General features: G+C 66.4%; 10 protein-coding genes. 6 read left to right on the top strand and 4 right to left on the bottom strand.

What is annotated here, in order from left to right:
• Positions 1 to 48 precede the first annotated feature (48 nt).
• Positions 49 to 360: a PilZ domain-containing protein gene (locus tag DD559_RS18040; RefSeq protein ID WP_240610327.1), complete on the top strand. Its 312-nt coding sequence runs from the start codon at positions 49 to 51 to the stop codon at positions 358 to 360.
• Here the strand turns inward: DD559_RS18040 and recG are convergent.
• Complete coding sequence (gene recG / locus DD559_RS18035; RefSeq protein ID WP_116470391.1) at positions 357 to 2,420, bottom strand: ATP-dependent DNA helicase RecG; 2,064 nt, start codon at positions 2,418 to 2,420, stop codon at positions 357 to 359. The two genes, DD559_RS18040 and recG, sit on opposite strands and share 4 nt — an antisense overlap.
• 41 nt (positions 2,421 to 2,461) lie before the next feature.
• A complete protein-coding gene (locus tag DD559_RS18030; RefSeq protein WP_116470390.1) occupies positions 2,462 to 2,704 on the bottom strand; it encodes a hypothetical protein in 243 nt (80 codons plus the stop codon).
• Positions 2,705 to 2,889: 185 nt separating this feature from the next.
• Here DD559_RS18030 and DD559_RS18025 point away from each other — a divergent pair, with 185 nt between their 5' ends.
• Both DD559_RS18025 and mfd read left to right on the top strand, forming a co-directional pair.
• Positions 2,890 to 3,156, top strand: coding sequence for an FAD assembly factor SdhE (locus DD559_RS18025; protein WP_116470389.1), 267 nt, complete (start codon positions 2,890 to 2,892; stop codon positions 3,154 to 3,156).
• 84 nt (positions 3,157 to 3,240) lie between these two features.
• On the top strand, positions 3,241 to 6,714 hold the full coding sequence (gene mfd, locus DD559_RS18020) for a transcription-repair coupling factor (protein WP_116470388.1): 3,474 nt from the start codon (positions 3,241 to 3,243) through the stop codon (positions 6,712 to 6,714).
• A 7-nt stretch (positions 6,715 to 6,721) separates the two neighbouring features.
• Here the strand turns inward: mfd and DD559_RS18015 are convergent, their stop codons facing one another.
• The gene (locus DD559_RS18015; RefSeq protein ID WP_116470387.1) at positions 6,722 to 7,132 is read right to left on the bottom strand and encodes a YybH family protein; all 411 of its coding nucleotides are present in this window, start codon (positions 7,130 to 7,132) and stop codon (positions 6,722 to 6,724) included.
• Between the two features lie 192 nt (positions 7,133 to 7,324).
• On the opposite strand from DD559_RS18015, the gene DD559_RS18010 reads away from it, so the two are divergent.
• Positions 7,325 to 8,791 carry a globin-coupled sensor protein gene (locus tag DD559_RS18010; RefSeq protein ID WP_116470386.1) on the top strand — a complete coding sequence of 489 codons (1,467 nt, stop codon included), beginning with the start codon at positions 7,325 to 7,327 and terminating at the stop codon, positions 8,789 to 8,791.
• 9 nt (positions 8,792 to 8,800) lie between these two features.
• Here the strand turns inward: DD559_RS18010 and DD559_RS18005 are convergent, their stop codons facing one another.
• Positions 8,801 to 10,786 carry a putative bifunctional diguanylate cyclase/phosphodiesterase gene (locus DD559_RS18005; protein ID WP_116470385.1) on the bottom strand — a complete coding sequence of 662 codons (1,986 nt, stop codon included), beginning with the start codon at positions 10,784 to 10,786 and terminating at the stop codon, positions 8,801 to 8,803.
• A gap of 78 nt (positions 10,787 to 10,864) precedes the next feature.
• Here DD559_RS18005 and moaA point away from each other — a divergent pair, with 78 nt between their 5' ends.
• Together moaA and DD559_RS17995 are read left to right on the top strand one after the other, a co-directional pair.
• A complete protein-coding gene (gene moaA / locus DD559_RS18000) occupies positions 10,865 to 11,881 on the top strand; it encodes a GTP 3',8-cyclase MoaA (RefSeq protein WP_116470384.1) in 1,017 nt (338 codons plus the stop codon).
• Positions 11,878 to 12,654, top strand: a complete 777-nt coding sequence (locus DD559_RS17995) for an NAD kinase (RefSeq protein ID WP_116470383.1) — start codon at positions 11,878 to 11,880, stop codon at positions 12,652 to 12,654. Before moaA ends, DD559_RS17995 begins: the two co-directional genes overlap by 4 nt.
• Positions 12,655 to 12,676 lie beyond the last annotated feature (22 nt).

Below are 12,676 nucleotides of genomic sequence, written 5' to 3'. Positions count from 1 at the left end.
CGGTACCTCCAGTATTTGACGAGGGACAAAGTGCGTTCAACCGGGGCAATGCCGGCCGCGATCGATGGCCGGTTGATCAGTCGTGACGAAGTGCAGCATCGCGCCCGTGCCATCGGGCCGGGCGCGGCGTCGCTCGCCCTGCTGGTCGTCAACATATCGGAAGACGGACTGATGGCACGGTGCGAAGCCGTGCTGCACCCCGGCGACGTGATCAGCATCGACCTGCCCGATATCGGTCGAATCGATGCGCAGATCCGCTGGGCGCTGGGCGGACGCATCGGCTGCCAGTTCGAGCAGCGCATCGCGCCCGACGCCTATAACACGATGCTGACTGCGATGCGCGCGATAGCCCGGAATTAGCCTGCGCGGAGCAGCCCAACCGCCGCGTCGCGCTCGAAGAGATACAGGGCGACCCTAGCCGCCTGCCCGCGCTCGCCGCTCAGGCCGCCATCGCGATCAACGAGCAGACGCGCGTCGCCATTCGCAGCGGGCAGCAACCCCGGCAGCATGTCCGGCGCGGCCAGCCGGAACTGCATATCGCCGGACTGGCGCGTGCCGAGCAGTTCACCCGCGCCGCGCAGTCGCAGATCTTCCTCGGCAATGCGGAAACCGTCGTTGCTTTCGCGCATCAGCGCGAGCCGCGCACGAGACGTTTCGCTGAGCGCATTGCCGCGCAGCAGAATACACACCGAGCGCCCGCCGCCTCGCCCCACCCGTCCACGCAGCTGATGCAGCTGGGCCAAGCCGAATCGATCCGCATGTTCGATCACGATCAGGGTGGCGTTCGGCACATCGACACCGACTTCGATGACCGTTGTGGCGACGAGCACGCCGATCTCGCCAGCCGCGAAGCGCGCCATCACCGCATCCTTTTCCGGCCCTTTCATCCGGCCATGAACCAGGCCGACCTTGGACCCGAAATGGGCCTGTAGTTCGGCGGCGCGCGCCTCGGCGGCGGCGAGATCGCTTTTCTCGCTTTCCTCCACCAGCGGGCACACCCAATATGCCTGCCCGCCCTTCGCGAGATGGCGGCCCAGGCCGCCCACCACCTCGCCAAGCCGCTCCTCGGAAATCACGCTGGTCTCGATCGGCTGACGGCCGGGCGGCATCTCGTCGAGCCGACTGACGTCCATTTCGCCATATTGGGCGAGCGTAAGCGTACGCGGGATCGGGGTGGCCGTCATCACCAGCAGGTGCGGCGGCCGTTCTGCCTTGGCCTGGAGCATCATCCGCTGGGCGACGCCGAAGCGATGCTGCTCGTCGACCACCACCAACCCGAGATCGCGATAGGTGACGCCTTCCTGGAAGATCGCATGGGTGCCGATCAGGATATCGATCTCGCCAGCGGCGAGGCCCATCAACGTCGCTTCGCGGGCACGGCCCTTATCCCGGCCGGTCAGGATCGCGACGTTGATGCCCAGCCCGCCCAGCGTGCGGCCGAGCGTTTCATAATGCTGGCGCGCAAGGATTTCGGTGGGCGCAAGCAGCGCGCCCTGCGCCCCCGCCTCCGCCGCGATCAGCAGCGCCATCGTTGCCACCAGCGTCTTGCCCGATCCGACATCGCCCTGGAGCAACCGCAGCATCGGCTGGGACTGCGCCATATCGCCTTCGATCTCCCGGATCGTCCGGGCCTGGGCACCGGTGGGAGCGTATGGGAGCTTCAGGGCATCGCGCAGCCGACCGTCGCCGAGCAGCGCCCGCCCCCGCTTCGCCCGAGCCTCGCCACGCACCAGCAGCAGCGCCAACTGGTTGGCGAACACTTCGTCATAGGCAAGGCGTTCGCGGGCCTTGGCGTCGGCCGGGTCGGCGTGGATGCGCGCCAGGGCATCGCGCCAATCCGGCCAGCCCTTCTGCGCCTTGAGGCTCGGTTCGATCCATTCGGGGAGTTCGGGCGCGCGCTCGATCGCCTGCGCGGCCAGTGCGGCGATGCGCTTCGAGGTGATGCCTTCGGAACACGGATAGATCGCCTCGCGGCCGCCGACGCTTTCGACCTGGTCGAGCGGCAGCACATGGTCCGGGTGGACCATCTGCAGTTCCTGACCATAATGTTCCAGCTTGCCGGAAACCCAGCGCGGCTCGTTCAGCGGCAGCAGCTTCTTGGCCCAGCCGGAACTGCCGCCGAAATAGACGAGGCTGACGTGATTGCCGCGCGCGTCCACTGCCTGCACCCGCGCCGGCGAGCGCGCCCCACCGCCGAATCGATACTGGACGGGCGTGAGCGTGATCGCGATGACCTTGCCCGAATCCGCCATATCGAGTTCGTCGCGCGGTAGCCGATCGACAAAGCCGGTCGGCAGATGGAAAGCGACATCCACCACGCGCGCGAGGCCAAGCCGCTCCATCGGCCGCGCCAGCGCCGGGCCGATGCCCTTCAGCGCGGTAACCTCGGCGAAAAGCGGGTTGAGAAGCTCGGGTCGCATCGCCCCGCCCTATCGCGCGGCGATGCGGCTGACAAACCCGCTCAGGCGGCGGTGAAGATCGAGCTGTTGGTCGCCAGTGCCGCTTCGATCGCCTGCACCACTTCCGGCACCGACGAACCGATGACGACTTCATGCTCCTTGCCGAAGGAGATGACACCGAAGTCCGCACCCGCCATGTTGATCGTCGAGACCGTACGCACAGACGAGACGTTGACGAGCATCGGCTCGCCATTGATCGACTTCAACATCACGAAGCGCGGGCGGTTGTTCAGGAATTCACTCATGGTTCGACTCGTCCCAATTCAGGCGTGACGAGCGCAGTTAGAGCATATCAACGTTAACAACCTGCCCCATAGGGCGACAATATCCACACTGGCCATTCGGAGCCGCCGCACCTATCTGATGCGCGGATTGAACCCAGCCGAGCGCGTAATGCAGCGCAGTCGGCCTCTTGCCGTCGGAGCGTCCCATGGATCGTGAAACCCGCCTCAAGCGTCTGCGCTTTCGCAGCTGGCATCGCGGCACCAAGGAAGCCGACCTGTTGATCGGCGGGTTTTTCGACCAGCATGGCGAAGGCTGGACAGAGGCGGAAATCGCGCTGTTCGAAGCGCTGCTGGAAGAACAGGATGTCGACATCATGGCTTGGGCGATGGGAACCGCCGAGGCCCCAGAGCGCTTCCGGGGCACGATTCTGGATGCGCTCAAGACGCTGAATTACGTGCCGATTTCCGAATGACCGCGATCCTTTGATATCGGCGCCGCGCCGCTCCCGCGCTTCTTTCGGCGGGAGGGTGGAAGCAATTCCGTTACACGAGACCTCATGCCAGAGCTGAAGAAGATCCTTTCCGCCCAGCAACCGCTCACGCTCGCCGGTGTGCCGGGCGGCTTCCTGCCCTGGATGCTTGCCGATCTCGCCCGTGCAGGCCGCATCGCCGTGTTCATCGCCGCCGACGAAGCGGGAATGCGGGCGGTGGCGGGCACTGCGGGATTCTTCGCGCCGGAGCTGGAAATCCTGTCTTTCCCGGCATGGGACTGCCTGCCCTATGATCGCGCCAGCCCGACGCTGCGGGTGATGGCGGAACGGCTGGCGACGCTCCACGCGCTTCAGGCGAAGAGCGAGGCGCCGCGCCTGATCGTTACCACGGTCAACGCCGCAACGCAGCGGACGCTGACGCCCTTCCGCATCCGGCAGTTGGTCGCGCGGCTCGCGCCGGGCGAGCGCATCGGGCTCGACAAGCTGGCGTCGCTGCTCCAGGCGAACGGTTATGTCCGGGTAGAGACGGTCAACGATCATGGCGAGTTCGCCGTGCGCGGCGGCCTGGTCGACCTGTTCCCGAGCGGCGCCGAACAGGCGCTGCGGCTCGACTTCTTCGGCGACGAGATCGAAAGCGTCCGCACCTTCGACCCGCAGGACCAGCGCACCACCGGCCGCGTCGATGGCTTCACCCTGCTCCCCGCCAGCGAGGCCTTGCTCGACGAGGAGAGCATCAAGCGCTTCCGCTCGGGCTATCGCGACCGCTTCGGCGCCACCGCCACGGGCGACCCGCTCTACCAGGCGATCAGTGAAGGCCGCCGCCTTGCCGGCATGGAGCATTGGCTGCCGCTATTCGAAGAGCGGCTGGAAACGCTCTTCGACCATCTGCCCGACCATGCCGTGATCGTCCGCGACAGCGGCGCGCCGGCCGCCGCCGAGCAGCGCTTTGAGGCGATCAAGGACTATCAGGACAACCGCATCCGGGCGCAGTCGGCGGATCCGGGCAGCTATCGCCCGCTCAAGGCCGGCGACCTCTATCTGCTCGCCAAGGAATGGCAGGCCAAGGTCGAGGCGCTGCCGATGCACCTCGCCACCTCGTTCCACGAGCCCGAATCGGATCGGGTGGTGGAGTTCGGCGTCGACGGCCCCCGCGATTTCGCGCCCGAGCGCGCCGCCGGCAGCAACGTCTATGAGGCGGTGGTCGCCCACCTCAAGGCGCTGCGCAAGGAAGGCAAGAAGCCGGTGCTCGCCAGCTATTCCAACGGCGCGCGCGAGCGGCTGAAGGGGCTGCTGGAGGATCACGGCCTCACCGGCGCGGTGCCGGTCGATGGCTGGCAACCGGCGCTCGGCGTCGCCAATCCGAACGGCAGCGGGCTGCAGGTCGCGCTGGTGGTGCTGCCGCTGGACCATGGCTTCACCGCGCCGGACGTGGCGGTGCTCACCGAACAGGACATGCTCGGCGACCGCCTCGTCCGCCGTTCGAAGCGCCGCAAGAATACCGATGCCTTCCTCCAGGAGCTGGCGACGCTGTCGCCCGGCGACCTGGTCGTCCATATCGACCATGGCATCGGCCGCTACGAAGGCCTGACCCAGATCCCGGTGCAGAAGGCGCCGCACGACTGTGTCGCGCTCGAATATGCCGGCGGCGACAAGCTCTACGTGCCGGTCGAGAATCTCGAAGTGCTGAGCCGCTACGGCTCGGGCGAGGAAGGTGCGACACTCGACCGGTTGGGCGGCGAGGCCTGGCAGCGTCGCAAGGCGCGAATGAAGGAGCGGATCCGCGAGATCGCCGGTGAGTTGATCGCCACCGCCGCGCTGCGCGCCACCCGCGGCGCCGAGATCGCCGAGCCGGATCATGGCGGCTACCCGGCGTTCGTCGATCGCTTCCCTTATGAGGAAACCGACGATCAGGACCGCGCGATCGGCGACGTGCTGTCGGATCTTGCTGCCGGCCGCCCGATGGACCGGCTCGTCGTCGGCGATGTCGGCTTCGGCAAGACCGAGGTCGCGCTGCGCGCCGCCTTCGTTGCGGCGATGGCCGGGTTGCAAGTGGCGGTGGTGTGCCCCACGACGCTGCTCGCCCGCCAGCACTACAACAACTTCAAGACGCGGTTCGAAGGCTTCCCGCTGGAGATCGGCCGCCTCTCGCGCCTGGTCACCGCCGGCGAGACCAAGAAGGTCAAGGACGGGCTCGCCGCGGGCACGATCGACATCGTCGTCGGCACCCATGCGGTGCTCGCCAAGAACATCGACTTCAAGCGCCTCGGCCTGGTGATCGTCGACGAGGAACAGCGCTTCGGCGTCACCCACAAGGAACGGCTGAAGGCGCTGAAGACCGACGTCCACGTCCTCACCCTCACCGCAACGCCGATCCCGCGCACGCTGCAGATGGCGATGAGCGGCTTGCGCGAACTATCGGTGATCCAGACGCCGCCGGTCGATCGCCTCGCGGTGCGCACCTATGTGATGCCCTGGGACCCCGTCGTGTTGCGCGAGGCGCTCCTTCGCGAACATTATCGCGGCGGCCAGAGCTATTTCGTCACGCCCCGTATCGCCGACCTGCCGGAGATCGAGGAATTCCTGCGAAACGAAGTGCCCGAGGTGCGCTACGTCGTCGCCCACGGCCAGATGTCGCCCACCGAAGTCGAGGAGCGTATCTCTGCCTTCTACGACAAGAAATTCGAGGTGCTGGTGTCAACCACCATCGTCGAGAGCGGGCTCGACATTCCGAGCGCCAACACGCTGGTGATCAACCGTGCGGACAAGTTCGGCCTCGCCCAGCTTTACCAGCTGCGCGGCCGCGTCGGGCGCGCCAAGACCCGCGCCTATGCCTATATGACCACCCCGCCCGAACGGCAGATGACCGAAACGGCGGAAAAGCGACTAAAGGTGCTGTCCGACCTGGAGAGCCTGGGCGCGGGCTTCCAGCTCGCCAGCCACGATCTCGACATTCGCGGCGCGGGCAACCTGCTCGGCGACGAGCAGTCGGGCCACATCAAGGAAGTGGGCTACGAACTCTACCAGTCGATGCTGGAAGAGGCGATCCTGGAAGCCAAGGCCGGCGGCCTGCGCGACGACGCACGGCCCAAGGACCTGTCGCCGCAGATCACCGTCGACGCGCCGATCATGATCCCTGAGGACTATGTGCCGGACCTCGACCTGCGCATGGGCCTGTATCGCCGCCTGAACGAGGTGGAGGAGACGGACGGCATCGAGAGCTTCGCCGCCGAGCTGATCGACCGTTTCGGCAAGCTGCCCGAGCCCACCGAGAACCTGCTGCGCCTGATCGAGACCAAGCTCAACGCCAAGCGCGCGTGCATCGCCAAGCTGGACCTGGGCCCGAAGGGCGCGCTGGTGTCGTTCCACAACGACCATTTCCCCAACCCGGCCGGACTGATCGCCTATGTCGAGAAGCTGGGGGAGACCGCCCGACTGCGGCCGGACATGAAGCTGGTGATCAATCGCGCCTGGGCGAACCCCGCGGCGCGGCTGCACGGCGCGCTCCAGCTGTCGCGGGGGCTTGCCAAGGCGGCGGGCTGACCCGCCCTCAACTGCTGTGATCGGCGATGATCTTCCACCCACCAGCCTCGCGGTGCAGCACGAGGCTGGTGGGCCCGGACGCGCTGCGCCCATCCGGGTAACGTAGCGTGTAGCGCCCGATATACAGCGCATAGCCAGGCCCAAGCGGGCGATAGTCGATCCGCTCAATCGTCAGTTTCCCGCGCTTGGCCGTATCGGCGAAATCATATTTCGCGCGATAGCGTGCCGTCATCGCCACCTTGCCGCGCACCAGTCCGCTTTCGGCCACGAAGCTAGTTTCCGGTGCTTCCGAATAGACAGCCATGAAGCGTTCCACGTCCCCGGCATTCCAGCCTGCAACGCTATCCGCCATCGCCACATCGATCGCCGCCCGAGCATCATCCGAAGCGGCGAAGAAAAGCGCCATCGCGATCAACATGGTTCGGCTCCTTTTGCACAATAGTGCAGGGACCATTTGGAAACATTCAGATACATATCGGCAATGTTTCCGGTAAAATACCTAAAACCCCACCCTGTCCTTTGGTGCATTCTATGATGCAGTAAATGTGTGCCCCCGGCGAGGCGACACACCCCTATCCGGAACCGAAAGGACTGCCCCTTGCCTGAACAGATGAAATCGCGGCTCAGCTTCATGGAGCTGGATGAGAGCCAGCGCCAGGTACTGCGAAGCACCCAGCCATTTGTTGAGGCTACACTAAGCGACGCGCTGGACAAATTCTATGCTCGCGCGGCGATGACGCCAGAAACATCGCGTTTCTTCCGCGATCAGGCCCATATGAACCGCGCCAAGGCAGCCCAGGAAAAGCACTGGGCGCGCATTTCGGCGGCAGATTTCAATCACGATTACTATGCCAGCGCCCGCCGCATCGGCGCGACCCACGCGCATATCGGCCTGGAGCCGCGCTGGTATGTCGGCAGCTATGCGATCCTGCTGCACCATCTGATCGCTGGCGTGCACCGGCTGAACAGCCCGTTCCGGCGCCCGATGCGGCTATTCCGCGGCCCCAGCACCGAACAGGCGACGATCGCGCTGGTGAAGGCGGCGCTGTTGGATATGGAAGTCTCGCTGTCGATCTATTTCGAGGAAGCCCAGGCCGAACGGGACGCGGCGATCACCTCGTTCGAAAACGCCTTGAACGCGCTCGCGGAAGGTGATCTGACCAACGAGCTGAGCGGCCTGCCCAAGACCTTCGCGGCGCTCGAAAGCAGCTATAACCGCACGCTGACGCGCATCCGCGAGATCATCGGATCGGTCGGCGAAGGCACCCAGCGCATCCGTTCGGGAATCAACGAAATCTCGCAGGCGGCCGAGGATCTCTCGCGCCGTACCCAAGGCAACGCCGCCTCGCTGGAAGAAACCACCGCGGCGGTGACGCAGATGGAAACGCGTTTCCGCTCCACCGCTGATGCCGCCAACCACACCGTGGGGCGGGCCGATCAGGCGATTGCCACCGTCAGCCAGGGCCGCGGGATCGTCGACGAGGCGGTGCAGGCGATGGGCAGGGTATCCGAAGCCGCAAAGGGCACGGACAGCGTGATCGAGGGCCTGGACAAGATCGCGTTCCAGACACGCGTCCTGGCGATGAACGCGGCCGTTGAAGCCGGCCGTGCCGGGGAAGCGGGCCGCGGCTTCGCGGTGGTCGCCGATCTGGTTTCCGCGCTGGCGATGCGCGCCGAGGAAGAAGCTGGCCGTGCCCGCGAGCAGTTGACCATGACGCAGGCGGAAATCGTTACGGCCGTCGATGCCGTTCAGAAGGTGGATGGCGCGCTCGCCAATATTTCGGGCGATGTCAGCCAGGTGCATGATCTGCTGGGCAGCATGGCGGCGGACAACGCCGCGCAGTCCACCGCGATCAGCGAAATCTCCAACGCGGTGGGCGCGATGGATCGTGCGACCCAGCAAAATGCCGCAATGGTGGAGCAGACCTCGGCCGCCGCGCAGAATCTGAGCAGCGAAGTTGGCGAGCTCGCCACGCTTGCCGCACAGTTCCGCACCACCGGCGGCGGCGCCCGCAGCGGCAGCTTCCGCCAGTTGCCTTCCGCCGCCGTAGCCGCGCTGACCCGCCCGGACCTGTAAGCCGAGCGCCTACCAGTCGCGTACCAGCGCCGCGAGCGCCGGTACGTCGATCGGGCCGGAGCAGAGGAAGCCCTGGAAATACTGGCATCCCTCCTTGGCCAGCATATCCAGCTGCTGCTCCGTCTCCACCCCTTCGGCAACGACCGAAAGGCCAAGCGATCGCGCCATATCGATCACGCCGCGCACCACGATCCGATCCCGCGCCGAACCGGTGATCTCGCTCGACAGCCTCTTGTCGATCTTGAGATAGTCGAGCGGCAGCGCCTTCAAATAGGCGAGGCTGGAATAGCCGGTACCGAAATCGTCGATCGCCACCCGGCACCCTGCCGTCCGCAGATTGGACAACAGGCGCGCGGCATCGCTGAGATCGGCCATGATCCCGCTTTCGGTGATCTCGATCGTCAGCCGCCCGCGCGGGAACCCCGCTGAATCGATCCAGCCGAGCAGGCTTTCCCCGAAACCGGCACGGCCGACATCCCCGGCGGTGACGTTGATCGAAAGTCGGATATGCTCCAGCGACCGCGGCCATTTCGCCGCGATGCTCAGGGCGCGCCGCTGGACATGTTCGCTAAGCACGGCGGAAAGCCCCGCACGATCGGCCGCAGCGAACAGCAGCTCGGCGCCGATTTCGCCATGTTGCGGATGCTGCCACCGCGCCAGCGCCTCGACACCAACGATCTGCCCCCTCGCCACTTCAAGTTGCGGCTGGAACAATACGCCGATCTCGCCCCGGTCCATCGCGCGCCGGAGATCGCCGATCAGCGATTCGACCGACGGGCCGTTGCCCGGCCGCACTGCTCCCTCGCCCAACAGCGTTTCGCTCGCCCGCCGCAGCAGACCCGCAGCGCCGTCGCCGGCCACGCTTTCGGTAATCACCACGCGGGCGCCGAGATGCACCAGTTCCCCGGCCGCGACGAACGGCCGGGCCAGCGTCTCCTCGACGCGCCGTGCGGCGATGCGCAGCGCCGGCGTGCCCGGATCGATCGCCGCAGCGAGGAAATCCGATCCGCCGATGCGCGATACCACGGCCTGCGTTCCCAGCGTCTCCCGCGCCGCCTCTGCCACCCGGCGTGAAACGCCACGCAGCAAGTCGTCGCCGGCGGCGCGGCCATAGGCAGTATTGATCGTGTCGAAGCGGGCCAGGCCGATCAGTACCATGCCGACCCGCTCGCCTTTGCCGAGCGCCCGATCGATCCAGCGCCGCGCGCTCGGCGCATCGCGCGCACCGGTCAGCACATCGCGCACCACCGCCCCGGCATCCGGCGCCATGCCCAGCGGCTCGACCAAGGCATCGACGCGGCCGCTTTCCGGATCATATTGCAAATGCTGCACGACACGGCCCTTGCCCGGCAGATCGTGGGCGAACGCCGTCGAGCCAGCATCGCGCAGCCGCCGCAGCGCCGCCCGCGCCAGCCGGCGATCGGATGCGTCCAGGCGCTTCAGCAGCGCGCGCATCCCCGGCGCCTCGGGCAGATCGAGCAGCTGCGCCAGCGCCGGAGTGAGTTCCACCGATCCCAGCTCCCGATCGAAATGCCAGCCGAGCGGATCCGCGACAATCGCCCCCTGCCCCGCCCAGCCCGACAGCCGCTCGACATAGCGTTCGGCGAAGCGGATGGCATGGGCGATCGCGGCAGACGACATCGGGCTGCCCAGAAAATGGGTGGCGCCCGCCTCGAAGAAGCGGCCCATGTGCACCGTGTCGCTCTGCGAAACGAGGATCAGCATCGCGGCGCCATAGGCCTTCACCGTAACGCCGAGCAGGCGTGCCGCCTCCAGCCCCTCGCTCATCGCACCGCGGGCATCGATTACCACCACGGACGCCCCGCTGGCGAGGAATCGCGTTTCCAGCCCTTCGCTTCGTCTCGCGGCGACCACCCGCCAGCCACCGCCGGCCGCGGCCGCCGCCACTTCATCCCGCTGGCGGAAGGAGAGAACGAAAACGGGGGTTTCCGCCGCGGATGCCGGGGTCTGGACGATCGTGAAGCCTTCTTCCATGCAGGTTCGATAGCGGCTCGCGGCGCACTCCGCCATCCAAGCCTTGTGCGCGGCGGCACAAGGCCTTACCTCCGCGGGATGGCCAGCGCCCCCGCCCTCGCGACGCCGCCTTCGCTGGTCGATCGCCATGGACGCGCGATTCGGTATCTGCGCATCTCGGTAACCGATCGCTGCGACTTGCGCTGCCGCTACTGCATGGCCGAGCATATGCAGTTCCTGCCGCGCGATGCCGTGCTCCGCCTGGAGGAGCTGGCGCAAATCGCGGAGCGATTCGTGGCGCGCGGCGTGACCAAGATTCGCCTGACCGGCGGCGAACCGCTCGTCCGCCGGAACATGATGACGCTGGTCGAGCAGCTCGGCCGCCAGATCGGCCAGGGCCTCGCCGAACTGACCCTGACCACCAACGCGACGCGACTGGCCGATCATGCCGAAGGGCTGTTCGCGGCAGGGGTGCGCCGGGTGAATGTGAGCCTCGACAGCCGCGATCCGGCGATGTTTCGCCATATCACCCGCCACGGTGACGTCGCGCAGGTGCTGGCGGGGATCGAGGCTGCCCGAATCGCCGGACTTCGCGTGAAGATCAACATGGTCGCGCTACGCGGGCTGAACGAGGACGAGATCCCGTCGATGCTAGCCTGGGTCGTGGCGAACGGCATGGACCTTTCGCTGATCGAGACCATGCCGATGGGCAGGATCGATGAGGATCGCGCCGATCGCTTCCTGCCGCTGACCGAGGTGATGGCGCGGCTCAAGCCGCGATTCGCGCTGGCCCCCGACAGCCATGACAGCGGCGGCCCCGCCCGCTATTGGCGAATCGACGAAAGCGGCAGCCGGCTCGGGCTGATCTCGCCGCTCACCAACAATTTCTGTGCAACCTGCAACCGCGTTCGGCTTTCCACCGATGGCAGACTGCATATGTGCCTGGGCCACGAGGATTCGGTGGACCTGAAAAAAGCGATCCGGGAGGGGGGAATACACGCCGTGGACGAAGCGATCGATCGAGCCCTTGCCGCCAAGCCGGAGCGCCATGATTTCCGCATCGAGGCTGGCGCCGCACCGGCCGTTGCCCGCCATATGAGCGTGACCGGCGGATGAGCGGGCCCAAGCCGCGTGCATTGCTGGCATCCCCGACGCCGCCCGCACAGACGGCCGCAGAGGAACTGCGCCAGACCTATGACTGGGTGCCGGTCGATGCCGCCGAGGAGGTCGTGGCGCTGGGTGGCGACGGCTTTATGCTGCAGACGCTGCACGCGATGCTGGAACGCCGCCGGCTACTGCCCGTGTTCGGCATGAATCTGGGGACCGTCGGCTTCCTGATGAACGATTGGCGGCTCGACGGGCTGATCCAGCGGCTGGAACGCGCTCGGCCCTTCCGAGTCGCCCCGCTGGCGATGACGGCGACGACGGTCGAGGGCGAGACGTGCGTTCTGCCTGCGATCAACGAAGCATCTTTGCTGCGCGAAACCCGCCAGACGGCGAAGCTGGAAGTCACCATCAACGGCCGGATCGTGATCCCGGAACTGGTATGCGACGGCATTCTCGTCGCCACGCCCGCGGGCTCCACCGCCTATAATTTTTCGGCGCAGGGACCGATTCTTCCGCTGGGATCGGCGCTGGTGGCCCTCACGCCGATCAGCCCGTTCCGCCCCCGGCGCTGGCGAGGCGCGATCCTGCCCGAGAAAAGCCGCATCGATATCCGCGTACTGGAGGCGGAAAAACGCCCGGTAAGCGCCGTCGCGGATCAGCGCGAGATTCGCGAAGTGGCGCATGTTCACGTCGAAATCGATCGGATGCGGGACCTGACCTTGCTGTTCGATCCCGAGCACGCGCTGGACGATCGGATAACGATGGAACAATTCATTGCATAAGGCCCTTGCAATGTCCGAAAAT

Source organism: Sphingomonas pokkalii, from assembly GCF_003096275.1.
GTDB lineage: Bacteria > Pseudomonadota > Alphaproteobacteria > Sphingomonadales > Sphingomonadaceae > Sphingomonas > Sphingomonas pokkalii.
The sequence above is the reverse complement of the archived record's forward strand: the minus strand, read 5'-3'. Positions and strand labels throughout refer to the sequence as shown.